This window comes from Kitasatospora sp. NPDC023176 (genome assembly GCF_055560495.1).
Window position 1 is genome coordinate 76172 of sequence record NZ_JBVHIP010000036.1, and the last position, 23791, is coordinate 99962.

Genomic DNA, 23791 nt, shown 5'->3' on the forward strand with positions numbered 1-23791 from the left:
GCCGACGGTCGGCCCTCCGGCACTCGTACCTCGCTGGTCGCTTCTCCCTTTCGCCACCGGCGCGCCCCTTCGACTCGGGGCGGGTGCTCGCCCGCCCGCCCCCGGGGCGCTCGGACCCGGTGCCGACGGTCGGCCCTCCGGCACTCGTACCTCGCTGGTCGCTTCTCCCTTTCGCCACCGGCGCGCCCCTTCGACTCGGGGCGGGTGCTCGCCCGCTCGCCTCCGAACCGAACGGGCGCCTCACTCCACCCCGATGAGCAGCGGCGTGAACCCCTGCCCGCCGTGGAAGACCACCGAGTCCACCTCCGGCCGCTGCTGGCGGACGTGTGCCACCAGCCGGTCGGCGAGCATCCGGTCGGCGCCCTCGCCGAGGATCAGGGTGACGAGTTCGCCGCCCGCGCCGAGCATCCGGTCCAGCACGCTCTCGCCGACCTCGGCCAGTCCGGCGCCGATCACCGCGACGTCGCCGTCGATCAGGCCGAGCACGTCGCCGGCCTGGCAGACCCCGGCCATGGTCCAGGACTCCCCCTCGGCGACGGCGAGTTCGGCGTACCGGGTGGCCCCGGCGGCGGAGGTCATGGCGACCACGTCCTCGTCGAAGCGGCGCCCGCCCTCGTGCACCGCGAGGGCCGCCAGACCCTGCACCGGCGAGCGGGTGGGCAGGACGGCGATCCGCACCCCCTCCTCGCGCAGCTGGTCGGCGGCGGCCCCGGCGGCGGCGCGCAGTTCGGGGTCGTTGAGCAGCAGCACCACTTCGCGGGCGGCCGAGCGGCGGACGGCGTCGGCGAGTTCGGCGCTGGCCGGGCGGCGGTCCGGGTCGGCGTGCAGGACGACGGCGCCGGCCTGCTCGCACAGCTCGGCCAGTCCGTCGCCGGACACCACGGAGAGCACCGCGCGGGTCCGCTCCTCGCGTTCGCCGCGCTCGGCTGCGGTGCCGGCCCGGGCGGCGGCCTCCGCGAAGTGGGTGATCCGGATCTGGTGCGGGCGCCCGGCCCCGATCCCGGCCTCCACGGCGGCGCCCGCGTCGTCCACGTGGACGTGCACGTTCCACAGGCCGTCGCCGCCGCCGATCACCAGCGAGTCGCCGAGCCGGGCGAGCCGCTCGCGCAGCGCGGGCAGCGCCTCGTCCGGCGCGTCCAGCAGGTAGATGACCTCGAAGGCGGGGTGGCCGGGGCCGGGCGGCCGCAGGTGCACCTCGCAGCTCTCCACCGCCCGGACGTCCCCGCGCAGCGCGACCGGCCCCATCGGCTGCTGCCCGGCGACGGCGTCGGCGAGCGCCCCGAGGACGGCCACCAGGCCGCGCCCGCCGGCGTCCACCACCCCGTTCTCGGCCAGCACGGCGAGCTGCTCGGGGGTGTGCCGCAGCGCGTCCCGGGCGGCCCGGTAGGCGGTGTCGGCGACCTGGGCGAGGCCGTCCCCGGCCCGGACCGCCTCCCGGGCGGCGACCCGGGCGACGGTGAGCAGGGTGCCCTCGACGGGCTCCGCGACGGCCTGGTAGGCGGAGTCGGCGGCCCGTTGGAGGGCGGCCCGCAGCTGTTCGCCGCCGCCGCCCTCGGCGAGCGTCTCGGCGGTGCCGCGCAGCCACTGGGCGAGGATCACCCCGGAGTTGCCGCGGGCGCCGATCAGCGCGCCGCGGGCCATCGCCCGGACGGCGTCGGCCAGTCCGGGCGCCGGGCCGGCGGCGGGGTCGGCGAAGCGGCTCTCCACCTCGGCGGCGGCGGACTCGACGGTCAGGTAGAGGTTGGTGCCGGTGTCGCCGTCCGCGACGGGATAGACGTTGAGCGCGTCGATCTCCTCGCGGGCCTGGCCGAGCGCGCGCAGGGCGAGCTGGCACCAGGTGCGCACGGCCGGGGCGTCGAGCGTGTGCAGCACCAGGTCTCCTCCGGAACGGGACGCCGACATGGCCGGGGGGCGACGGCGAGGGGTGATACCGGCAGGTTATCGGGGGCCGGGGAGGGTCACCGGGGTCGGCGACCGGAGCGATCACTCGGCCGGTCATGGTAGTTTCGTGGGACGGAAGCAAGCGTTGTATGCTCTTCCGGTTGCCTGGAACCGTCCAGGCTCACCCCCTTGTCCGGTCCGGTTCACGCGAGTGTTCTGGTGGGTGAGTGGGTTTTCGAAAGTATCTGATCTGAAGTCTTGGAGTGACTCCTGTGGCTGCCAACTGCGACGTCTGCGGCAAGGGGCCGGGCTTCGGCAACAGCATCTCCCACTCTCACCGCCGCACCCCCCGTCGTTGGAACCCCAACATTCAGACGGTGCGCGCTGTGATTGGGCGTACGCCGAAGCGGCTCAACGTCTGCACCTCGTGCATCAAGGCCGGTAAGGTCTCGCGCTGACGCGCAGACCGGCATGCCGGTCCTCCAGTGAGTCGGTTCATCCCCGGATGAACCGGCTTCGCTGTTTCCGGGGCCGGTCACGTTCTTCCGGACGCACCGGTGATGGGCGGGTTCCCCTGGGAGCCCGCCCATCATCCGTTTCCGGCTAGCGCCAGCGCCAGGCGTGGTCGACCGGGCCGATCCCGGCGCCCAGCGCGAAGCCCCCTGCGATCGCGCCGGTGATGTACTCCTTGGCCGAGCCCACCGCCTCCGGCACCGACTCGCCCTTGGCCAGGCCGGCCGCGATCGAGCTGGCCAGGGTGCAGCCGGTGCCGTGGGTGTGCCGGTTGTCGTAGCGCGGCGCGCGGTACCAGTGCACCTCGCCGGGCCCGCCGTACAGCAGGTCGGCGGCCTCGCCCGCCAGGTGGCCGCCCTTGACCAGCACCCAGCGCGGTCCGAGGTCCAGCAGCGCCTCGGCGGCGGCCCGCATCTGCGACTCGTCCTCGACGGTGCGGCCGGTGAGCTGCGTCACCTCGTGCAGGTTGGGGGTGACCACGGTGGCGACCGGCAGCAGCCGCTCGCGGACGGTGGCCACCGCCTCGGCGGCCAGCAGCGCGTCCCCGTGCTTGGAGACTCCGACCGGGTCGACCACCACCGGGGCGTCCACCCCGGCGAGCAGGGCGGCGACGGTCTCGACCAGTTCGACCGAGGCGAGCATCCCGGTCTTCACGGCCTGCACCCCGATGTCGTCCACCACACTGCGGAACTGCGCCCGGACGGCCTCGGCGGGCAGTTCCCAGTAGCCCTGGACGCCGAGCGAGTTCTGCGCGGTGACGGCGGTGATCACGCTCATGCCGTGGACGCCGAGGGCGAGCATCGCCTTGAGGTCGGCCTGGATGCCGGCGCCGCCGCCGGAGTCGGAGCCGGCGACGGTGAGCACGCGGGGAGGTGCGGTGGAGGACATGGACCCAACCTACCCGCGACGGTTCAGAGCACCGCCTCGGACTCCGCCCAGCGGTCCTCCGGCACCGTCTTCAGCCGGGTGATCGCGTCGCCGATCGGCAGCAGCTCGATGCCGGTCCGGCGCAGCGCGGTGAAGTGCCCGAAAGCGCCCAGGTGGACGGCCTCCACCGCGTGCCAGCCGAAGCGGGTGGCGAGCACCCGGTCCCGGGCGGTCGGGGTGCCGCCGCGCTGGGTGTGGCCGAGGATGACCGGGCGGGCCTCCTTGCCGAGCAGGTTCTCCAGCTCGTGGGCGAGCCGGTTGCCGATCCCGCCGAAGGTCCGGTGGCCGTACTGGTCGACCTCGCCGTGGTCGAAGCGCATGGTGCCGGGCATCGGGCCGGCGCCCTCGGCGACGGCGATGATGGCGAACTTCTTGCCGCGGGCGAAGCGGTCCTCGACCATCCGGGCCACCGCCTCGATGTCGAACGGCTTCTCCGGGATCAGGATGCCGTGCGCGCCGCCGGCCATGCCCGCGGTGAGGGTGATCCAGCCGGTGTGCCGGCCCATCAACTCCACGACCATGACGCGCTGGTGGGACTCGGCGGTGGTCTTCAGCCGGTCGATCGCCTCGGTCGCCACGTGCACCGCGGTGTCGAAGCCGAAGGTGACGTCGGTGGCGTCGATGTCGTTGTCGATGGTCTTGGGCACCCCGACCACCGGCAGTCCGGCGTCGCTGAACAGCTTGGCGGCGGTCAGCGTCCCCTCGCCGCCGATCGCGATCAGCGCGTCGATGCCGATGTCCCGGGCCAGCGTCTTGGCGTTCTCCACCGCCCAGGCGATCCGCTCGCGCCGCACCCGGGCCGAGCCCAGGATGGTGCCGCCGAGGGTGAGCAGACCGGTGACGTCGTCGTGCGAGACCGGCCGGGCGCGACCCTCGATCAGGCCGAGGAAGCCGTCCTCGATGCCCACGATCTCGTCGCCGTGGACGTCCGTTCCCCGGTGCACCACCGAGCGGATCACCGCGTTGAGACCGGGGCAGTCGCCGCCGCTGGTCAGTACACCGATGCGCATGTGTGGTGTGCTCCCGCTCGCAGTGGTTCAGACCACCCGCGCCGGACGGCGGGCGGGCTCGGATGGCGCAAGCCTACGCAAAACGCACCACCGAATCCCGCCCGCCGCACATCCGGAGCGTCACGCGCCGTACCGGCGTCCACTCCGGATCGTCATCGCGCCGTAGCTCACTCGGCGAAGTGGTCCCAGCCGCCGACCCGGTCCCAGGGTGCGCCGTCCACCGTCACCCGGCCGCTGCGCGAGCCCCGCGGGCGACCGGTCACCTCGCCCACCACCCGCCAGCGGGACGGGAGTTGGACCCCGCGCGGGAAGGTCGCCACGATCGCGTGGTCCTCACCACCGGACAGCACCCAGACCAGCGGGTCCACCCCGACCGCCTGGCCGATGTCGGCCATCTGCGTCGGCACGTCGAAGTCGGCGGCCTTGAGGTCGATGTCCACCTCGCTGGCCCGGGCCACGTGGCCGAGGTCGGCGACCAGCCCGTCGCTCACGTCGATCATCGAGGTCGCGCCCAACTCGGCCGCGGCCGGCCCCGCGTGGTACGGCGGCTCGGGCCGGCGGTGCGCCTCGACGAAGGCGCGCGGGGAGCGGAAGCCGCGCTGCAGCACGGTCAGTCCGGCCGCCGACCAGCCCAGCCAGCCGCACACCGCGATCACGTCGCCGACCTGGGCGCCGGAGCGCTTCACCGGCGCGCGCCCCTGGAGGTCGCCGAGTGCCGTGATCGCCAGCGTGACGGTGTCGCCGCGCACCACGTCACCGCCGACCACCGTGGCCCCGGCGACCTGGCACTCGTCGCGCAGCCCGTCCATCAGCTCGGTGGCCCAGGTGGTCGGCAGGTCGGCGGGGGCGACCAGCCCGAGCAGTATCGCGGTCGGCACGGCGCCCATCGCCGCCACGTCGGCGAGGTTCTGGGCGGCGGCCTTGCGGCCCACGTCGTAGGCGGTGGACCAGTCCCGGCGGAAGTGCCGGTTCTCGATCAGGACGTCCGTGGTGGCCACCACCCGGCCGTCCGGGGCCTTCACCACCGCGGCGTCGTCCCCGGGGCCGAGGTCGACCGCGTCGGTGAGCGGTACCCGGGCGGTCAGCTCCCTGATGAGGCCGAACTCGCCGAGCTCGCCCACGGTCCCCTGCATCTGCCGTCCTCTGCCTTTCCTTCCCGGATGGCGCTGCCATCCGGAATCCGGTCCCCGTCGCTCCCCCGCGCGCAGCGTACGCCCTTCGGGAGCACGGAAGTCTCCCCTCCCCGGCCCGCTGCGCGGTAGCGTGGTGATCAGCCTGCCGGTGAGCCCGCATCCACCACTGCGCCAGACCGGGCGATCACGGCGGCGATCCCCCCAACCGGCCGCCGGGAGGTCACCCGTGGTACAGGCATACATCCTGATCCAGACCGAGGTAGGAAAGGCCACCGCGGTGGCCGAGACGATCGCGAAGATCCCCGGTGTCCTCACCGCCGAGGACGTCACCGGTCCGTACGACGTGATCGTCAAGGCCGAGGCCGAGACGGTGGACGACCTCGGACGCATGGTGGTCGCCAAGGTCCAGAAGGTGGACGGCATCACCCGCACCCTCACCTGTCCGGTGGTCCACCTGTAGGGCCCGGCTACCATCGGCGGGTGGCCAGAGAACTCCGCATCCCCGAGGCGCTGACCGGGCTCCCCGCGCCGGTCCGCTGGCTGGCCCTACCCGCCGCACTGACCTGCACGGTCGTGCTGCTGGTCGGCAGTTGGGGCTCGGCCGACCAGGACGTCGAGGTGCCGCGGCCGAGCGGGAAGGCCGCGGACTACTGCCGGACGCTGGCCGCCGCGCTGCCGGCGCGGTTGCTCGGTCACGCCCGCAAGGACCCGTCGCCGGCCTCGCCGTACACCGCCGCCTGGGGCGACTCGCCCCGGGTGGTGCTGCGGTGCGGCGTCGACCGGCCGGAGGAGCTGGACGGCGAGCACGCCAAGGACTGGTCCCCGACCGTCGACGACGTCACCTGGTGGTCGCAGCAGCTCGGCGACGGCGGCTACCGCTTCGTGACGACCATGCGGGCCGCCTACGTCGAGGTGACCGTCCCGGCCGGCGCCGCGCAGAACCCCTTCGACCCGGCGGCCGCCCTGACCGGCGCGGTCAAGGCCAGCGTCCCGGGCTGAGCACGTGCGAGGGGCGGGCCGGAAGCCTCCGGCCCGCCCCCGCGACGCGTACGGCTCCGCTACCGCAGCCCGGTCGAGCGGCGCAGCGCGGTCTGCAGCAGCCGGTCGATCAGCTCCGCGTAGGAGATCCCGCTGGCCTCCCACATCTTCGGGTAGGCGGAGATCGGGGTGAAGCCCGGCATGGTGTTGATCTCGTTGATCATCCAGGAGCCGTCCTCCAGCAGGAAGAAGTCCACCCGGGCCAGGCCCTCGCAGCCGAAGGCCTCGAACGCGGCCACCGCCTGGCGCTGGATCTCCGCGACCTCCCCGGCGGTCAGCTCGGCCGGGATCCGGACCTCGGAGGAGTCGATGTACTTGGCCTCGAAGTCGTAGAAGTCGAAGCCCTCGCCGACCAGCACCTCGGCCGGGACGCTGGCCCGCGGGCCGTCCTCGAACTCCAGCACCCCGCACTCGATCTCGCGGCCGGACACGCCCGCCTCGATGATCAGCTTGGGGTCGTGCCGGCGGGCCTCCTCGATCGCGGCGTCCAGCTCGGCCAGGTCCTTGACCTTGGTGATGCCGATGCTGGAGCCGGCCCGGCAGGGCTTCACGAACACCGGCAGGCCGAGCTCGGCGACCCGCTCGCGCACGGCGGCCCGGCCCTGCTCGGTCTCCCAGTCGCGCGGCCGCACGATCGTGTAGTGGCCGACGCCCAGGCCGTGCGAGGCCAGGATCCGCTTGGCGAACTCCTTGTCCATGCCGGCCGCGCTGGCCAGCACGCCGTTGCCGACGTACGGGACGCCGGAGAGCTCCAGCAGGCCCTGCAGGGTGCCGTCCTCGCCCCACGGGCCGTGCAGCAGCGGAAACACCACGTCGACCTGGCCGAGGGCCTTGGGCGCGCTTCCCGGCTCGCTCAGCAGCACCTCCCGGCTGCCCGGCGAGACCGGCAGCGCGACCTGCCCGTCGACGGCCTCGGCGACGTGCGCCACGTCCGGCAGCCTGCCGTCGGTGATCGCCATCCGGGCCGGCTCGTCGCTGGTCAGCGCCCAGCGGCCCTCGTGGGTGATGCCGATCGGCAGCACGTCGTACCTGTCACGGTCGATCGCCCGGAGAACGCTGCCCGCGGTGGAGACCGAGATCGCGTGCTCGGAGCTGCGCCCGCCGAAGACCAGCGCCACGCGCGGCTTCGGGGCGGACGGGTTCGGGGAGGTCTGTTCGATGCTCATATCGGGTTTGAGACTACCGTGCGAGCTGTTTCCGGGAAGTCAACGCCGGCCCGCGGGGCGCCGGGGTGTCCCGGCCCGGGGCCCGGGCGGGGACGGGCGGGGACGGGCGGGCAGCGCCTCAGCGCCGCTCCGCCTTCGCCGAGCGGGACATCAGCGCCTGGAGCGCCTCCTGGGTCGGCCGCCCGTTGTGCACCACGTCCACCACGGCCTCGACGATCGGCATGTCGACCCCGCTGCGCCGGGCCAGGTCCAGCACCGACTCGCAGGACTTGACGCCCTCCGCGGTCTGCCGGGTGGCCGCGATGGTCTCGGCCAGCGACATGCCCCGGCCCAGGTTCATCCCGAAGGTGTTGTTGCGCGACAGCGGCGAGGAGCAGGTGGCGACCAGGTCGCCCATCCCGGCCAGTCCCGCGAAGGTGTGCGGGTCGGCGCCCAGCACCTCGCCGAGCCGGGTGGTCTCGGCCAGTCCGCGGGTGATCAGGGTCGCCTTGGTGTTGTCGCCGAGCCCCATGCCGGCCGCCATGCCGACGGCCAGGCCGATCACGTTCTTGACGGCGCCGCCGAGTTCGCAGCCGATCACGTCGGTGTTGGTGTACGGCCGGAAGTACGGCGTGTGGCAGGCCGCCTGGAGCCGCTTGGCGACGGCCTCGTCGGTGCAGGCCACCACGCTGGCGGCGGGCTGCCGGTTGGCGATCTCCTTGGCCAGGTTGGGCCCGCTGACCACCGCGACGCGATCCGGGCCGACCTTGGTGACCTCGTCGATCACCTCGCTCATCCGCTTGGCGGTGCCGAGTTCGATGCCCTTCATCAGGCTCACCAGCACGGTCTGCGGCTCGATCAGCGGCGTCCAGGCCGCCAGGTTGTCGCGCAGCGTCTGCGAGGGCACCACCAGCACCGCGAAGTCGGCGCCGGCCAGCGCCTCGGCGGCGTCGGTGGTGGCCCGGACGGTGTCGGGCAGCCGGACGCCCGGCAGGTAGTCGGGGTTCTCGTGGGTGGTGTTGACGGCGTCCACCAGTTCCTGGCGGCGGGCCCACAGCACGACCTCGCAGCCGGCGTCGGCCAGCACCATCGCGAACGCGGTGCCCCAGGAGCCCGTCCCCATCACGGCGCAGCGGGTCACCGGCCCGCCCCCTGACCGTCGTTGCCGTCCTTGGGGCCCTTGGCCCGGCGGCGTTCGGCGATCGCGACGGCGGCCCGCTCGCGGGCGGCCTTGCGCATGTCGTAGCGCTCGGCCGGCGGCTGCTCGCCGCGGACTTCGGCCAGGACGTCGGTGATGGCCGCCATGATGTCCTCGGTGGCGTCGTTGAGCACCTGGGCGGTGAGTTCCATGCCCTGGTACTTGCTCAGGTCCACCGCGGGCCCTGCGGTCACCGTCACCCGGTGGCGCGGGAACAGGTTGAACCTGCCCTTGCCGAAACCGGCCCGGCCGTACGGCGGGATGATCTCGTGGGCGCCCCAGTGCGCGACCGGGATGACCGGCGCACCGGTCATCAGCGCGACCCGGGCGACCCCGTTCTTGCCGGTCATCGGCCACAGGTCCGGATCCCGGGTGAGCGTTCCCTCCGGGTAGAACTGCACGCACTGGCCGTTGTTGACGGCGTCGATCGCGGCCCGGAAGGCCTGGGCCGCGTCGGTGGACTCGCGGAACACCGGAATCTGGCCGGTCTTGCGCAGCATGAATCCGATGAAGGGGATCGAGAACAACGAGGACTTGCCGAGGATCCGCGGCGGACGCCCGCTGTTGTACTGCCAGTGCGCGTAGATCACCGGGTCGATGATCGAATTGTGGTTCACCGCGGCGATGAAGCCGCCCTTCCTGGGAATGTGCTCCCAGCCCCGCCAGTCGGGCTTCACCAAGGCGGTCGTCACCGGCTTCACCAGCACGGCCGCGAAGCGGTACCAGATGCCGTAGTCGGCGTTGCCGAACTTGGCGTACGAGCGGCGGGCCACCCCAGCTCCTTCTCATCCGATGCGGCACGTGGGGTGCCGCGGTCATGGCCTCCGGTGCCGCGCACCGCTGCGACCTGCGAGCGGCGCCCGGGTGCCGGGCGCGGAACAGTGTCGCCCGCCTGCTCACCGGCTGTCGAGCGGCCGCGCCAACCCACCGGGCGGGCGTGATCAAACGCACGTCCGCACAGCTCGGACGGCCTGGCGAGGGCTCCGGCACCGACGACACAATGACGCCGATGACCCAGGACACCGTACGCCCCACCGGGCCCGTCGCGCCCGCCGCACCCGCCGCCGACTGGTCGCTGGTGCTGCCGCTCAAGCCGCTCGCCCTGGCGAAGAGCCGACTGGCCCCGTACGCGGGGCCGCACCGGGCCGAGCTGGCCCTGTCCTTCGCCCTCGACACGGTCAGCGCCGCGCTGGCCACCCCGGGCGTCGCCCGCGTCCTGGTGGTCACCCCGGACGCCACCGCAGGTGCGCGGCTGGCCGAGCTCGGCGCCGTGGTGGTCGCGGACGAGCCCGGCGGCGGCCTCAACCGGGCGCTGGCGCACGGCGCCTCGGCCGCCCTGGCGCTCGCCCCGCGGACGCCGCTGGCCGCCCTCTCGGCGGACCTGCCGGCCCTGCGCCCGGCCGAACTCGCCCGGGTGCTGGGCGCGGTGCCGCCGGACGGCCGGGCCTTCCTGCCGGACACCCCCGGGCTCGGCACCACCCTGCTGGCCAGTTCCGCCGGCCGGCCGCTCGCCCCCGCCTTCGGGGACGGTTCGCGGGCCCGGCACGCGGCCGGCGGGGCGCTCGAACTGCGCCTGGCGGACGTGGAGTCGGTCCGCCGGGACGTCGACACCGGGGCCGACCTCGGCGAGGCCGCGACGCTCGGCCTCGGCCCGTACACCAGTGCGCTGTTCGCGCGTCTGGAGCGCTCCTGACCAGCGGGCCCGCCCGGCCCGCTCGCTATGCTGCTGGCATGCAGGCCACCGCGTTCACCTTCGACCCCGCCACCCGGGCCGGCTCCGTGCTGCTCGACGACGGGACCCCGGTGCCGTTCGACGCGGCCGCCTTCGACGCCGGCGGCCTGCTACTGCTGCGTCCCGGCCAGCGGGTGCGGATCCGCACCGAGGGCGCCGGCGAGGCCCGCCGGGTGGTCTTCGTGACGCTCCAGACCTTTCCCGACCCCGCCGACGGACGCTGATCCCGTCACCGCGCGCTGACGCCGCCGGCGGGCGACGACCCCGTCCCGCCGTCCTCCCCGGTCTCCGCCGATCCCGCGGTTTTCCGCGCCCGGCCGAGGGCTGCCGTCGAATCCTGACTAAGCGCCCGGAAATCGAAAGAGCCGCGGCCACCCGGTCTCCGTAATTCACGGAAGGGGGTGCCGCGGCTCTGAGCCGAAGGCCGTCCGAGGACAGTCGCGCGGGACTTACTTGGCAGAGGTCTTGCGCGCGGTGGTCTTGCGGGTGGCGGTCTTCTTCGCCGGCGCCGTCTTCTTGGCCGTGGCGGTCGCCTTCTTGGCGGTGGCCGTGGTCTTCTTCGCGGCGGCGGTGGTGGTCGCCTTCTTGGCGGCGGCCGTCTTCTTGGTCGCGGTCGCCGTGGTCTTCTTGGCGGCGGCGGCCGTGGTGGCCTTCTTGGTGGCGGTCGCCTTCTTGGCGGCGGTGGCCGTGGTCTTCTTGGCGGCAGCCGTGGTGGTCGCCTTCTTCGCGGCGGCCTTCTTGGTGGCGGCCGGGGCGGCGGCGGCAGCGGCGGCGCGCTTGGTGGCGGCACGCTTGGCGGCCGGGGTCGCGGCGACACCGGTCTTGCCCGGGGTGAGCGAGCCCTTGGGGGCCTTCTTCACCGAGGGGCCTTCCTTCGGCAGCTTCTTGCTGCCGCTGACCAGGTCCTTGAAGCCCTGGCCCGGACGGAAGCGGGGCACCGAGGTCTTCTTGACCTTGACCCGCTCGCCGGTCTGCGGGTTGCGGGCGAAGCGCGCGGAGCGCTCCACCTTCTCGAAGGTGCCGAAACCGGTGACCGAAACCCGGTCACCGGCCACAACGGCACGGACCATGGTGTCGAGCACTGCGTCGACGGCCTCTGCGGCAGCCTTGCGACCGCCCAGCTGCTCGGCCACCGCTTCGACAAGCTGAGCCTTGTTCACGTCTTCCCCTTCGGAAACGGGCGCCGGATGATTCCATCCGTTCTTTTCGCACGTTAGGTATGTATCTGCGGACTTTCAATTACCAAACGCGCGAATCACCCTAGTGTCGCAATGGATTTGCGCGTCCGCGACCTCAGTCGAGCGGCGGGTGCCCCTCGTCGAGGTCATGTACAAAGCGACTCAACCGCCTTGCCGCCTCCGGAAGATCGCGCTTGGCGGTCTCCGTGACGATGAGCAGTTGACGGGTGAGAGCGGTCTTTGCATCGACAGACACGTTCAGCGCATGCACGCGGGCGTGAGCTTGCTTCAACCGCTCGGCCACAAGCGCGTAGAGCGCAGCGACTTCCGGGTCGTCCGACGCCTCAGCTGGTGTTGCGGAGGTGACGTCCGGCCGATCGTCAATTCGGCGTTCGGATCCCCGGCCCGTGGACTCCTCGGACGCGGGTTCGCCGCCCGCGTACGGAGGTTCATGGTGCCGGTGCATGTACTGATTGTGCCATCTACCCGCAGTTGTACTTGCGCGGGGCCCTCTTCCGCAAAGCCGAATGGGCAATCCGGGGAGGACCCGGCGCTAACTCGTGCTCCGGAACGCCGGATGGCCCGGCCCCCCCGAAGGGGAGCGCGGGCCATCCGGTCGATCGTCAGAATGCTTGTTCTGAGGGGAACTCAGGACACCGGCAGAGTACGGGGCTTGAACGCCGGACGGGTCGCCTCGTAGGCGGCGATGTCGGCCTCGTTCTGCAGGGTGATGCTGATGTCGTCGAGGCCGTTGAGCAGCCGCCACCGGACGTTGTCGTCCAGTTCGAAGGGCGCGGTGACGCCTTCGGCCCGGACTTCCCGCTTCTCCAGATCAACGGTGATCTCGGCCAAAGGGTTACTCTCGGTGAGCGACCAGAGGCGTTCCACGGTCTCCTGGGGCAGCATGACGGTCAGCAGACCGTTCTTCAGCGAGTTGCCCCGGAAGATGTCGGCGAAGCGCGTGGAGATGACCGCGTGGAAGCCGTAGTTCTGCAGCGCCCAGACGGCGTGCTCGCGGGAGGAGCCGGTGCCGAACTCGGGGCCGGCCACCAGGACCGTGGCGCCCTGGCGCTCGGGCCGATTGAGGACGAACGACTCGTCCTTGCGCCAGGCTTCGAACAGGCCGTCCTCGAAACCGGATCGGGTGACCTTCTTGAGCCAATGGGCCGGGATGATCTGGTCGGTGTCCACGTTGCTGCGGCGCAGCGGGACGGCCCGGCCGGTGTGGGTGGTGAACTTCTCCATGGCTCAGGCCTCCACGGCGACGGTTGCGGACAGGTCGGACGGAGCGGCCAGACGGCCCAGGACGGCGGTCGCGGCGGCGACCTGCGGGGAGACCAGGTGGGTGCGGCCGCCCTTGCCCTGCCGGCCCTCGAAGTTGCGGTTCGAGGTGGAGGCGCAGCGCTCCCCGGGGGCGAGCTGGTCCGGGTTCATGCCCAGGCACATCGAGCAGCCGGCGTGCCGCCATTCGGCCCCGGCGGCGGTGAACACCTTGTCCAGACCCTCCTCGACGGCCTGCAGGGCGACCCGGACGGAACCGGGGACGACCAGCATCCGCACCCGGTCGGCGACCTTGCGGCCCTCCAGTACGGCGGCGGCGGCGCGCAGGTCCTCGATCCGGCCGTTGGTGCAGGACCCGACGAAGACGGCGTCGACGGCCACCTCGCGCAGCGGGGTGCCCGCCTCAAGGCCCATGTACTTCAGGGCGTTCTCGGCGGCCACGCGCTCCTGCGGGTCGGCGAAGTCCTCGGGGTGGGGGACGTCGGCGCCGAGCGGGGCGCCCTGGCCGGGGTTGGTGCCCCAGGTGACGAACGGGGTGAGCCGGCCGGCGTCGATAACCACCTCGTGGTCGAACACCGCGTCCTCGTCGGTGCTCAGGGTCCGCCAGTACTCGACGGCGGCGTCCCAGTCCTCGCCCTGCGGGGCGTGCGGACGGCCCTTGAGGTACTCGAAGGTGGTGTCGTCGGGGGCGATCATCCCGGCCCGGGCGCCCGCCTCGATGGACATGTTGCAGACGGTCATCCGGGCCTCCATGGACAGGCTCCGGATCGCCGAACCGCGGTACTCCAGGACGTAGCCCTGGCCGCCGCCGGTGCCGATCTCGGCGATGACGGCCAGGATCAGGTCCTTGGCCGTGACGCCGTCGGGCAGTTCGCCCTCGACGGTGACGGCCATGGTCCTGAACGGCGCCAGCGGCAGCGTCTGGGTGGCCAGCACGTGCTCGACCTGGCTGGTGCCGATGCCGAACGCCAGCGCGCCGAAGGCGCCGTGGGTGGAGGTGTGGGAGTCGCCGCAGACCACGGTGGTGCCGGGCTGGGTCAGGCCGAGCTGGGGACCGACCACGTGCACCACGCCCTGCTCGACGTCGCCGAGCGAGTGGATCCGGACGCCGAACTCGGCCGCGTTGCGGCGCAGGGTCTCCAGCTGCACCCGGGAGACCGGGTCGGCGATCGGCTTGTCGATGTCCAGGGTCGGGGTGTTGTGGTCCTCTGTGGCGATCGTCAGATCGGTGCGGCGGACCGTACGGCCGGACAGCCGGAGGCCGTCGAAGGCCTGCGGGCTGGTCACCTCGTGGAGCAGGTGCAGGTCGATGAAGAGGAGGTCGGGCTCCCCCTCCGCGCGCCGCACGACGTGGTCGTCCCAGACCTTCTCTGCGAGTGTCCGTCCCATCGGATTCCCTCCAGCCGGCCGCGTTGCCGGCCTTCTCGTGTCGTCGAGGTCACTGCGTACGCCGCCCGTGCGGAGCGGGTTCGCGCGACCTTGCACGCCGGATCGCTGTCCACGATGCGGACACTCTGACGAGGCCCCATCCTGGATGTCTCCCGGGCTGCTGCATCCAGAGTGGCGCTTTTCCGGCAAGATTGAACTTGCGTCTCGCGGACTGAGACTGCAGTCTTAGGGCATGGACAACTCTAGCGGCGTCGGCGTTCTCGACAAGGCCGCTCTGGTGCTGAGCGCACTGGAGTCGGGCCCCGCCACGTTGGCGGGGCTGGTCGCCGCCACCGGTCTGGCGCGCCCCACGGCCCACCGACTCGCCGTCGCACTCGAACACCACCGTCTGGTCACCAGGGACATGCAGGGACGGTTCATCCTCGGCCCCCGGCTGTCCGAACTCTCCGCCGCGGCGGGCGAGGACCGGCTGCTCGCCACCGCGGGCCCGGTCCTGACCCACCTGCGCGACGTCACCGGCGAGAGCGCGCAGCTCTACCGCCGCCAGGGCGAGATGCGGATCTGCGTGGCCGCCGCCGAGCGGCTCTCCGGCCTGCGGGACACCGTCCCGGTCGGCAGCACCCTGCCGATGAAGGCCGGCTCGGCCGCCCAGGTCCTGCTGGCCTGGGAGGAGCCGGAGCGGCTCCACCGCGGTCTCCAGGGCGCCCGGTTCACCGCCACCGCGCTGAGCGGCGTTCGGCGGCGCGGCTGGGCCCAGTCGATCGGCGAGCGGGAGCCGGGCGTCGCGTCCGTCTCCGCGCCCGTGCGCGGCCCCTCCAACCGCGTGGTGGCCGCCGTCTCCGTCTCCGGCCCGATCGAGCGCCTGACCCGCCACCCGGGCCGGCTGCACGCCCAGGCCATCATCGAGGCCGCGAACCGGCTCACCGAGGCGCTGCGCCGGAGCTGATCCGGCCGAAATCCCCCACCCGCCCCCACTCCCCGCTCCCCCACCGAAAACGCCGAAGGCCCCCGCTCGACTCCGAGCGGGGGCCTTCGAAAGCACTGACCGGAAAAGCAAAAAGACCCCGCCGGGCGGGGCCTTTCCAATTTCTGGCTGGGGTACCAGGACTCGAACCTAGACTAAGTGAACCAGAATCACTCGTGCTGCCAATTACACCATACCCCAACACAAAGCAAGGGCCGATGGGCATGTCCTTTGGGAAGAACACAGCCACCGGCTTCCTGCTCTGAAGTACCCCCGACCGGATTCGAACCGGCGCTACTGCCGTGAGAGGGCAGCGTGCTAGGCCGCTACACAACGGGGGCATCCTGGCGATCCCTTGCGAGATCAGTACCCCCGACCGGATTCGAACCGGCGCTACTGCCGTGAGAGGGCAGCGTGCTAGGCCGCTACACAACGGGGGCTTTCCAGGCGGTCCCTTGCGGGACCAGTACCCCCGACCGGATTCGAACCGGCGCTACTGCCGTGAGAGGGCAGCGTGCTAGGCCGCTACACAACGGGGGCTTGGATCTTCACTTGTACTGCGATGCGATCGTTGCCGATCGTACTGCGCTGGGGTACCAGGACTCGAACCTAGACTAAATGAACCAGAATCACTCGTGCTGCCAATTACACCATACCCCACCAGAGTTGAGCTCCTGTGAGCCCCTCTCAGGCGTTGCGCCTCTCGATCGGTCCCGGTCCGCGGGGCTTTCGCTCCCTCGTCCGTTCCCTCCCGGGCGGCGCAGAAAGAACATTACCCGACGTCTGCCCTGGCTCCAAAATCGATAACCGCAGGCAGCGGCCGGGAGGCCGTCCGGTGACCTCCGGGTGCGCCGCGGGCCCGGCACGGAGCCGGGCCCACGGGCTGCTCAGCGGCCCACCGGGACGAGTCCCGGGTGGTTCCTAGGCGGTTCCTAGGCGGCCGGCAGGGCGTCCAGGGCGGAGCGGAGCCGGCGCAGCGTCTCGGGGCGGCCGAGCAGCTCCATCGACTCGAACAGCGGCGGCGAGACCCGGCGGCCCGTGACGGCCACCCGCAGCGGCGTGAAGGCGAACTTGGGCTTGATGCCCAGGCCCTCCACCAGCGCCTCGCGCAGCGCGGCCTGGATCGGCTCCGGGGTGAAGTCCGCGAGCTCCTCCAGCGCCTTGACGCTGGCCTCCAGCACCGGACGGGCGTCCGCGGTCAGCACCTTGGCGGCGTCGTCCGGATCCACCGCGAAGTCGGCCGGGTCGACGAACAGGAAGCCGGCCATGTTCACGATCTCGCTGAGCACGACCATCCGCTCCTGGGTGAGCGGCGCGATCCGGGCCAGCAGGTCCAGCTGCTCGGCGGTCGGCTCGGCCGGCAGCAGGCCGGGGGCCTGCAGGAACGGCACCAGGCGCCGGACGAAGTCCTCCGGAGCCAGCCGGCGGACGTGCTCGGCGTTGATCGCCTCGCACTTCTTCAGGTCGAAGCGGGCCGGGTTGGAGTTCACCTTGGCCACGTCGAAGGCGGCGACCATCTCGTCCATGTCGAACAGGTCGCGGTCCTCGGCCAGCGACCAGCCCAGCAGGGACAGGTAGTTGAGCAGGCCCTCACGGATGAAGCCGCGCTCGCGGTACAGGTTGAGCGAGGACTGCGGGTCGCGCTTGGAGAGCTTCTTGTTGCCCTCGCCCATCACGTACGGCAGGTGGCCGAAGCGCGGGGTGGTGCCGTCGCCGACACCGATCTCGGCGAGCGCCGCGTACAGCGCGATCTGCCGCGGGGTAGAGGACAGCAGGTCCTCGCCGCGCAGCACGTGGGTGATGCCCATCAGGGCGTCGTCCACCGGGTTGACCAGGGTGTACAGCGGGGCGCCGTTGGCCCGGACGATGCCGTAGTCCGGCACGTTCTCCGGCTCGAAGGTGAGCGTGCCGCGCACCAGGTCGTCGAAGGAGATGGTCCGGTCGGGCATCCGGAAGCGCACGATCGGCTCGCGCTTCTCCAGCTTGTAGACGGCGACCTGGTCGGCCGTCAGGTCGCGGCAGTGGCCGTCGTAGCCGGAGGCCTTGCCGGCCGCGCGGGCGGCCTCGCGGCGGGCGTCCAGCTCCTCGGTGCTGCAGTAGCAGTGGTACGCGTGGCCGGCCTCCTGCAGGCGGCGGGCGACGTCGGCGTAGATGTCCATCCGCTGCGACTGGCGGTACGGCGCGTGCGGGCCGCCGACCTCCGGGCCCTCGTCCCAGTCCAGGCCGAGCCAGCTCATGGCCTCGAGCAGCTGGCCGTACGACTCCTCGGAGTCGCGGGCGGAGTCGGTGTCCTCGATCCGGAAGACCAGCTTGCCGCCGGTGTGGCGGGCGTAGGCCCAGTTGAACAGGGCCGTGCGGACCATGCCCACGTGGGGGTTGCCGGTCGGGGACGGACAGAAGCGAACCCGGACGGCCGGGTCAGTGTTAGCCACGCTTGATCACCTTGTTGGTGAGAGTGCCGATGCCTTCGATGGAGACGGCGACCTCGTCGCCGACATTGAGGGGGCCCACCCCTGCGGGCGTGCCGGTGAGGATGACGTCGCCGGGCAGCAGCGTCATGGCCTCGGAGATGTGGACGACCAGCTCGGCGACCGAGCGGATCATCAGGGAGGTGCGACCGGCCTGGCGGAGCTCGCCGTTGACCGTGCAGGTGATGGCGAGGTCGGCCGGGTCGAGGTCGGTCTCGATCCACGGGCCGAGCGGGCAGGCGGTGTCGAAGCCCTTGGCCCGGGCCCACTGGCCCTCGCGCTGCTGGACGTCCCGGGCGGTGACGTCGTTGGCGCAGGTGTAGCCGAGGATCACCTCGGGCACCCGGTCCAGCGGCACCTCGCGGCACATCCGGCCGATCACCACGGCGAGTTCGGCCTCGTGGTGGACGTCCGAGGAGAACGGCGGGTACGCGATGTTCTCGGTCGGGCCGATCACCGAGGTGGACGGCTTGAAGAAGGTGAGCGGGACGTCCGGGACGTCGTTGCCCAGCTCCGCCGCGTGCGCCGCGTAGTTGCGGCCGACCGCCACGATCTTGTTGGGGAGCATCGGGCTGAGCAGCCGGACGTCCCGGAAGCGGTAGCTCTCGCCGGTGGGCTGGGGTTGGCCGAACGGGTGGCCGGCCAGCTCGTGGACGACCAGCGAGTCGGGCTGGGAGGCGTCCCCCTCGACCACGCCGAAGGAGACGCTGCCGGCGGCAGGACTCCCCTCCCGGACGGAAAACCTGGCAATGCGCACGGCTGGGCTACCCCTCGCTTCGTCGGCCGCCCGGGGCGCCCCCGGGCGCTGCTGGGCGCCTCGCCCGTCACGGGCGCGGCCCCGTCAATCGTCGCCCAGGCTATCGCGTGGGGCCTCCGGTGACCGCTTTGCCCCTGTTCAGCGCGGTTGGGGTGGAACCGCCCCGACCCGGGGCCGGAGCCCCCGGCGGCGAGCGGGCGGGAAACGGCCGAGGGCGTGGTGGCCCCCGCTGATGCGGGGGCCACCACGCCCTCGGCGGCGCCGGGTCGGTCAGGCCAGCGGAGCGACGACCGGGGCGACCATCAGCTGGGTGCGGCGCGGGTTGGCGGTGCTGCCCGGCAGTTCGGTGGCGTACGTGACGACGTCCTCGGCCTTGCGGGCACCCGGGATCGCGCTGAAGTCCTCGACCGAGGCCAGCGTGGTCCGGCGCGGGTTCGCCGTGGAGCGGCAGGGCAGCGTGGACTTGGTGGCCTTCTTCGCCAGGGACATCGAGAGCACCTCGTGGTCGTGGCCGGGCGGATCGCCAGGGATTCCGCGCCGGCCTGCGTGATTCCGATTGATTCGGAGGGGTTCTGGGCAGGCTGATCGGGGCCGTGCTCCGGAGACAGCCCAGGTTACGAGATCTCATTCCACAGAGGCCGTGACCAAAGCTACACATTAGTCTGTGATTTTGCTCACAGATTTATGCACAAATCACGAATATCCGACATATCGCCGCATCGGAATTACCCGACATTACGCCCACAACGGGCATTTCGGCAGGTCTGCGACTCTTGTCGATCTCGGGTCACGTTGGCATGTATCCGGCGAGTGTCCGAAAAAGGCGGTATTCCGGTCCCGTTACCGCACAGTCAGTGAGATTCCGCATGCGGTCGGTAGTACCCGGCGACAGGTTCCAGCGGCCCTTGTTGGGATTCCCTCGCTGTGCTGGAATGCCACGGACCGTGGGTAGGGAGCAGTCCACCCCGGCGACCCGCTCTCCCGGACCGGCCGGGGTGCGGACGAACTCGACACCGTCCAGGCCGTGGCGACGCGGCGGGACGCCCGGTCCAGAGGTTGCGACGCCAGTGCAGGGACGTTTCAAAAGGGGTAGCGGCGCTGCGGGTGACCCGGAGTCGCGCGAGCCTGTGGCAGCCCCTCAACAGGCGGCGGCCCCCGGCGGCCCGACCGACCCCGTGACGCCCGAGGCCTCCGGCCGCCCGGACGAGGACGGCCAGGACCGGAAGTCCGCCCGGGACAAACTCCGGACCACCCTGACCAGGCGCCGCGCCACCGGTCTGAGCCGGCTCGCGATGCGCAACTGGCGCATCCGCACCCGGCTGATAGCCCTGCTCGCGCTGCCCATCCTGGTCTCGCTGGTCCTCGGCGGCCTGCGCATCCAGACCTCGCTGGAGAACTCCCAGCAACTCGCCCAGATGGCCAACCTGTCCGACCTGGCCAAGAAGGCGACCAACCTCGCGGACGCCCTGCAGACCGAGCGCGACATCAGCGCCGGCTACATCACCAACCGTCCGAACGACCCGATGGACGACGAGATCGTCGCCGCCCGCAAGTCCACCGACGACCTCAGCCGCACCTTCACCGCCTCCTCCGACAAGTTCGAGAACCTCGAACTCTCCGGCGGGAAGGCCCTGCTGTTCCAGATCCGCAAGGACCTGAACTCGATCGCGGACGCGCGCAACACGCCGTACCAGAACAACCAGAACATCCAGGCGACGATCACCGCCTACGACGTGATCATCCGCGACCTGCTGGGCATCACCCAGGACATCGCGCTCGCCTCGAACAACAAGGACCTGCTGGTCGCCACCCGCGCCCTGCAGCAGTTCTCGCTGGCCAAGGACGCCACCTCGCAGCAGCGCGCGCTGATCAGCGCCGGTCTGGCCAACCCCAAGGCCCCCGACCTGAGCGCGAGCGACGAGTCCTTCGGCATCCGCCTGCGCACCACGTACGACAACGCGCTCACCAGTTTCAACAACATCTACACCGCGCACGACCTGGACAACCTGCGCGGGCAGCTGAGCTACAACAACGTGGTCGCCGAAGCCGACCGCTACTCGCGCTCGATCCTCCAGCCGGGCGGCATCCACCAGACCGAGGCGGTCTCGTACAAGGACTGGTACGAGAAGGCCACCACCAAGATCACGGCCGAGCGCCGGATCGAGTCCAAGCTGATCGAGGACCTCGACGGAAAGGCCCAGGACCTCCAGTCCCAGGCCGACACCGAGGCCCTGATCATCGGTGCCGCCGTCGCCCTGACCCTGCTCGTCGCCCTCGGCGGCGCCGGTCTGATCGCCCGCTCGATGGTGCGCTCGCTGACCCGACTGCAGACCGCGGCCGAGGACGTCGCCGAGCGCCGCCTGCCCGAACTGGTCAAGACGCTCTCCGAGAGCGACCCGCACGACGTCGACACCACCGTCGAGCCGGTCGCCGTCGACTCGACCGACGAGATCGGCCACGTGGCGCACGCGTTCGACATGGTGCACAGCGAGGCCGTCCGCCTCGCCGCCGAGCAGGCCCTCCTGCGCGGCAACATCAACGCGATGTTCACCAACCTCTCGCGCCGCAGCCAGGGCCTGATCCAGCGCCAGCTGTCGCTCATCTCCGAGCTGGAGAGCCGCGAGGCCGACCCGGACCAGCTGGCCAACCTGTTCAAGCTCGACCACCTCGCGACCCGCATGCGCCGCAACGGCGAAAACCTCCTCGTCCTCGCCGGTGAGGACCCGGGCCGCCGCTGGACCAGGCCCGTCCCGCTGGTCGACGTGCTGCGCGCCGCCGCCTCCGAGGTGGAGCAGTACGAGCGCATCGAGCTCGCCGCCGTGCCGTCGGCCGAGGTCGCCGGCCGCGTCGTCAACGACCTCGTCCACCTGCTCGCCGAGCTGCTGGAGAACGCCACCTCGTTCTCCAGCCCGCAGACCCGCGTCCGGGTCACCGGCCACGCCCTGCCGGACGGCCGGGTGCTGGTCGAGATCCACGACACCGGCATCGGCCTCAGCCCGGACGACCTCGCCGAGATCAACGAGCGCCTCGCCAACCCGCCGACGGTGGACGTCTCGGTCTCCCGCCGCATGGGCCTCTTCGTGGTCGGCCGCCTGTCCCTGCGACACGGCATCCGGATCCAGCTCCGCCCCAGCGACTCCGGCGGCACCACCGCGCTGGTCATGCTCCCCGTCGACGTCACCAACTCCGCCGACCGCCGCGCCCCCGGCCGCCCCGGCCCCGGTGGCCAGGGCAAGCAGCAGCGCGGGGTCGCCCCGACGCCGCGCCAGCAGCGCCAGGTGCCGCCCGGCCGCCAGAACGGCCCGGCCGCGCTCGGCCAGGGCCCGGCCGGCGGTGCCCCGCAGGGCGGGCGTCCGCAGCTCGGCCAGGGCGGTCCGGCCGCCCCGGCGGCTCCCGGTGCGCCCGGTGCTCCCGCCGCGCCGAACGGCCCGGGGGCGCCCGGCGGCCGGGCCGGCGGGCTGGCCGGACTGCCGACCCGGCAGGTCGGACAGTCGCTTCGCGAGAACCCCGTCCTGCCGGGCCAGCCGGCTCCGGGCCAGCAGGGCCAGGGTCAGGGTCAGCAGGGCCAGGGTCAGGGTCAGCAGGGCCAGGGTCAGCCGGGCCGACGTGGCCAGGGCCGACCGGCCCCCGCACCGCAGGCTCCCGCCCAGCAGGGCCCCGGTCAGCAGGGTCCGGGTCAGCAGGGTCCGGGTCAGCAGGGCCCCGGTCAGCAGGCTCCGGGCCAGCAGGGCCAGCAGCAGCAGTCGCCGCAGGGCGGCCTGCCGCAGCGCGCCCCCGGCCGTCAGGGTCCGCCGCAGGGCTCGCCGCAGGGCGCCCCGAACGGCCTGCCGCGCCGCGGCCAGGGCCGCCCCGGCCAGGAGCGTCCGCGCCCGGCCGGCGAGGCCAACGGCGGTCCGGGCGCTCCGGCCCCGCGCACCGGCGAGCAGCCGCAGCACGGCCGTCCGGGCGGTCCCGGTGCCCCGCAGCAGCAGGGCGCCCGGCCCGGCAACCGTCCGCAGGACGGCCTGCCGCAGCGCGCCCCCGGCCGTCAGGGCCCGCCGCAGGGTCCGCAGGGTCCGCAGGGTCCGCAGGGTCCGGGTCAGCAGGGCCGACCGGCCCCGCAAGGCCAGCAGGGCCAGCCGGGCCAGCGCCGTCCGCAGCGCCCCGGCCCGGACGCGCCGCCGCAGGGCCGCCAGCCGCAGCTGCCCCCGCAGCAGCAGCCCCAGCCGCTGCCGTCGGCCGAGCCGGCGCCACTGGAGAGCACCCAGCAGTTCGCCCGGCCGCGCTTCGAGGCCAGCCAGATCGACCCGCGTGACCCGCTGGGCCTCGGCCTGGTGGAGCCGGTGCTGCCGAGCGTGCCGAACCCGGCCCAGCCGCAGCCGGCCCCGCAGCAGCCGGCCCCGCAGCAGCAGCCCCAGCCGCAGCGTCAGGAGCCGATGGCGCTGCCGACCGGCCCGTCCGACGCCACCGGCGAGCAGCCCTGGTACCCGCAGCCGCAGGACCAGCAGCAGACCCGGCCCCCGGCGTACCAGCCGCGCCGGCCCGGCACCGCCGCACCGGAGTTCCAGGAGCCGGGCCGTCCGCAGCGGGCCCCGCGGCAGCAGCCCCGGCAGGCCCCGCAGGCCCAGGCACCGCAGCAGCAGGCCCCGCAGGGCCAGCCGGGCCAGCCGGGCCAGCCGGGCCAGCCGGGCCAGGGTGACGCGCCCTGGCGCCCGTCCGCGAACGACGAGCGCTGGCGCCGGGCCGAGCAGGTCCGCGAGCCGTCGACCAGCGGTGTCACCATGTCCGGTCTCCCCCGGCGGACCCCGCAGGCCAACCTGGTCTCCGGCACCGCCGAGGCCTCCCCGCTGACCGGTCCCCAGGTCTCCCGCGCCCCCGAGGAAGTCCGCGGCCGGCTGACCAACCTGCGCCGCGGCATCCAGCAGGGCCGCCGGGCCGGGGCCGAGCAGGCCGCCAACCAGCCGGGCTTCCAGCATGGTGCCCAGCAGCCCGGATTCGATAGTTTCGGTGGCCGGAGCGACGGCAACGGCGCAGATCACCAGGAGCGTTGAGTTGAACCAGATGAGCCAGGCCGCACAGAACCTGAACTGGCTGATCACCAACTTCGTGGACAACACCCCCGGGGTGTCCCACACCGTGGTGGTCTCCGCGGACGGCCTCCTGCTGTGCATGTCGGAAGGCTTCCCGCGCGACCGCGC

Annotated in this window: 22 protein-coding genes and 5 tRNA genes; 8 read left to right on the forward strand and 19 right to left on the reverse strand. The window is 72.5% G+C overall.

Features of this window, described 5'->3' with window-relative positions; genetic code table 11:
• Nucleotides 1-240: 240 nt before the first annotated feature.
• Nucleotides 241-1902 carry a DAK2 domain-containing protein gene (locus ACZ3YL_RS34525; RefSeq protein WP_465661305.1) on the reverse strand — a complete coding sequence of 554 codons (1662 nt, stop codon included), beginning with the start codon at nt 1900-1902 and terminating at the stop codon, nt 241-243.
• Between the two features lie 251 nt (nt 1903-2153).
• Between ACZ3YL_RS34525 and rpmB the strand changes: the two genes are divergently transcribed.
• On the forward strand, nt 2154-2339 hold the full coding sequence (gene rpmB, locus ACZ3YL_RS34530; protein WP_014138233.1) for a 50S ribosomal protein L28: 186 nt from the start codon (nt 2154-2156) through the stop codon (nt 2337-2339).
• A 145-nt stretch (nt 2340-2484) separates the two neighbouring features.
• Here rpmB and thiD read toward each other — a convergent pair whose 3' ends face one another.
• The 3 genes from thiD to ACZ3YL_RS34545 all read right to left on the reverse strand — a co-directional run bounded on the left by thiD (nt 2485) and on the right by ACZ3YL_RS34545 (nt 5464).
• Complete coding sequence (thiD, locus tag ACZ3YL_RS34535) at nt 2485-3282, reverse strand: bifunctional hydroxymethylpyrimidine kinase/phosphomethylpyrimidine kinase (protein WP_188303274.1); 798 nt, start codon at nt 3280-3282, stop codon at nt 2485-2487.
• Between the two features lie 23 nt (nt 3283-3305).
• Nucleotides 3306-4331 (reverse strand): ATP-dependent 6-phosphofructokinase, encoded by a 1026-nt coding sequence (locus ACZ3YL_RS34540; protein WP_188303273.1) that lies wholly within the window; start codon nt 4329-4331, stop codon nt 3306-3308.
• Between the two features lie 167 nt (nt 4332-4498).
• Nucleotides 4499-5464 (reverse strand): thiamine-phosphate kinase, encoded by a 966-nt coding sequence (locus tag ACZ3YL_RS34545; protein ID WP_188303272.1) that lies wholly within the window; start codon nt 5462-5464, stop codon nt 4499-4501.
• Between the two features lie 226 nt (nt 5465-5690).
• On the opposite strand from ACZ3YL_RS34545, the gene ACZ3YL_RS34550 reads away from it, so the two are divergent.
• Nucleotides 5691-5924, forward strand: a complete 234-nt coding sequence (locus tag ACZ3YL_RS34550) for an Lrp/AsnC family transcriptional regulator (protein WP_188303271.1) — start codon at nt 5691-5693, stop codon at nt 5922-5924.
• A gap of 20 nt (nt 5925-5944) precedes the next feature.
• Complete coding sequence (locus tag ACZ3YL_RS34555; protein ID WP_188303270.1) at nt 5945-6463, forward strand: DUF3515 family protein; 519 nt, start codon at nt 5945-5947, stop codon at nt 6461-6463.
• A gap of 59 nt (nt 6464-6522) precedes the next feature.
• Here ACZ3YL_RS34555 and ACZ3YL_RS34560 read toward each other — a convergent pair whose 3' ends face one another.
• From ACZ3YL_RS34560 to ACZ3YL_RS34570, 3 genes are all read right to left on the reverse strand, one after another.
• Nucleotides 6523-7668 (reverse strand): D-alanine--D-alanine ligase family protein, encoded by a 1146-nt coding sequence (locus ACZ3YL_RS34560; RefSeq protein ID WP_188303269.1) that lies wholly within the window; start codon nt 7666-7668, stop codon nt 6523-6525.
• A gap of 118 nt (nt 7669-7786) precedes the next feature.
• Complete coding sequence (locus tag ACZ3YL_RS34565) at nt 7787-8770, reverse strand: NAD(P)H-dependent glycerol-3-phosphate dehydrogenase (RefSeq protein WP_188303290.1); 984 nt, start codon at nt 8768-8770, stop codon at nt 7787-7789.
• Between the two features lie 14 nt (nt 8771-8784).
• The gene (locus tag ACZ3YL_RS34570) at nt 8785-9618 is read right to left on the reverse strand and encodes a lysophospholipid acyltransferase family protein (RefSeq protein ID WP_188303268.1); all 834 of its coding nucleotides are present in this window, start codon (nt 9616-9618) and stop codon (nt 8785-8787) included.
• A gap of 236 nt (nt 9619-9854) precedes the next feature.
• Here ACZ3YL_RS34570 and cofC point away from each other — a divergent pair, with 236 nt between their 5' ends.
• Both cofC and ACZ3YL_RS34580 read left to right on the forward strand, forming a co-directional pair.
• The gene (gene cofC, locus ACZ3YL_RS34575) at nt 9855-10538 is read left to right on the forward strand and encodes a 2-phospho-L-lactate guanylyltransferase (RefSeq protein WP_465661309.1); all 684 of its coding nucleotides are present in this window, start codon (nt 9855-9857) and stop codon (nt 10536-10538) included.
• A 38-nt stretch (nt 10539-10576) separates the two neighbouring features.
• Nucleotides 10577-10801, forward strand: a complete 225-nt coding sequence (locus ACZ3YL_RS34580; RefSeq protein WP_188305669.1) for a hypothetical protein — start codon at nt 10577-10579, stop codon at nt 10799-10801.
• A 225-nt stretch (nt 10802-11026) separates the two neighbouring features.
• Here ACZ3YL_RS34580 and ACZ3YL_RS34585 read toward each other — a convergent pair whose 3' ends face one another.
• From ACZ3YL_RS34585 to leuC, 4 genes are all read right to left on the reverse strand, one after another.
• Nucleotides 11027-11737: an HU family DNA-binding protein gene (locus ACZ3YL_RS34585; RefSeq protein WP_188305670.1), complete on the reverse strand. Its 711-nt coding sequence runs from the start codon at nt 11735-11737 to the stop codon at nt 11027-11029.
• A gap of 133 nt (nt 11738-11870) precedes the next feature.
• Nucleotides 11871-12140 (reverse strand): SCO5555 family protein, encoded by a 270-nt coding sequence (locus ACZ3YL_RS34590; protein ID WP_465661317.1) that lies wholly within the window; start codon nt 12138-12140, stop codon nt 11871-11873.
• Nucleotides 12141-12403: 263 nt separating this feature from the next.
• Nucleotides 12404-13000 (reverse strand): 3-isopropylmalate dehydratase small subunit, encoded by a 597-nt coding sequence (gene leuD / locus ACZ3YL_RS34595; protein WP_188305671.1) that lies wholly within the window; start codon nt 12998-13000, stop codon nt 12404-12406.
• A 3-nt stretch (nt 13001-13003) separates the two neighbouring features.
• Nucleotides 13004-14425: a 3-isopropylmalate dehydratase large subunit gene (gene leuC / locus ACZ3YL_RS34600; protein ID WP_188305672.1), complete on the reverse strand. Its 1422-nt coding sequence runs from the start codon at nt 14423-14425 to the stop codon at nt 13004-13006.
• Nucleotides 14426-14657: 232 nt separating this feature from the next.
• Here leuC and ACZ3YL_RS34605 point away from each other — a divergent pair, with 232 nt between their 5' ends.
• Nucleotides 14658-15371 (forward strand): IclR family transcriptional regulator, encoded by a 714-nt coding sequence (locus ACZ3YL_RS34605; RefSeq protein ID WP_030306825.1) that lies wholly within the window; start codon nt 14658-14660, stop codon nt 15369-15371.
• A 144-nt stretch (nt 15372-15515) separates the two neighbouring features.
• On the opposite strand, the gene ACZ3YL_RS34610 is transcribed toward ACZ3YL_RS34605, so the two are convergent.
• The 8 genes from ACZ3YL_RS34610 to ACZ3YL_RS34645 all read right to left on the reverse strand — a co-directional run bounded on the left by ACZ3YL_RS34610 (nt 15516) and on the right by ACZ3YL_RS34645 (nt 19103).
• Nucleotides 15516-15590: transfer RNA gene (locus tag ACZ3YL_RS34610), tRNA-Gln, on the reverse strand.
• Nucleotides 15591-15657: 67 nt separating this feature from the next.
• Nucleotides 15658-15730: transfer RNA gene (locus ACZ3YL_RS34615), tRNA-Glu, on the reverse strand.
• A 26-nt stretch (nt 15731-15756) separates the two neighbouring features.
• A tRNA-Glu gene (locus ACZ3YL_RS34620) sits at nt 15757-15829 on the reverse strand.
• A gap of 27 nt (nt 15830-15856) precedes the next feature.
• Nucleotides 15857-15929, reverse strand: a tRNA-Glu gene (locus ACZ3YL_RS34625).
• Between the two features lie 48 nt (nt 15930-15977).
• A tRNA-Gln gene (locus tag ACZ3YL_RS34630) sits at nt 15978-16049 on the reverse strand.
• Nucleotides 16050-16321: 272 nt separating this feature from the next.
• Complete coding sequence (gene gltX / locus ACZ3YL_RS34635) at nt 16322-17821, reverse strand: glutamate--tRNA ligase (RefSeq protein ID WP_188305673.1); 1500 nt, start codon at nt 17819-17821, stop codon at nt 16322-16324.
• Nucleotides 17814-18614: a fumarylacetoacetate hydrolase family protein gene (locus tag ACZ3YL_RS34640; protein WP_188305674.1), complete on the reverse strand. Its 801-nt coding sequence runs from the start codon at nt 18612-18614 to the stop codon at nt 17814-17816. The genes gltX and ACZ3YL_RS34640 overlap by 8 nt, the downstream gene beginning before the upstream one ends.
• 270 nt (nt 18615-18884) lie before the next feature.
• Complete coding sequence (locus tag ACZ3YL_RS34645) at nt 18885-19103, reverse strand: hypothetical protein (protein WP_188305675.1); 219 nt, start codon at nt 19101-19103, stop codon at nt 18885-18887.
• A gap of 638 nt (nt 19104-19741) precedes the next feature.
• Between ACZ3YL_RS34645 and ACZ3YL_RS34650 the strand changes: the two genes are divergently transcribed.
• Both ACZ3YL_RS34650 and ACZ3YL_RS34655 read left to right on the forward strand, forming a co-directional pair.
• A complete protein-coding gene (locus ACZ3YL_RS34650; protein WP_465661312.1) occupies nt 19742-23644 on the forward strand; it encodes a sensor histidine kinase in 3903 nt (1300 codons plus the stop codon).
• Nucleotides 23645-23654: 10 nt separating this feature from the next.
• On the forward strand, nt 23655-23791 hold a 137-nt coding region (locus tag ACZ3YL_RS34655), incomplete at its 3' end, for a roadblock/LC7 domain-containing protein (RefSeq protein ID WP_329882915.1).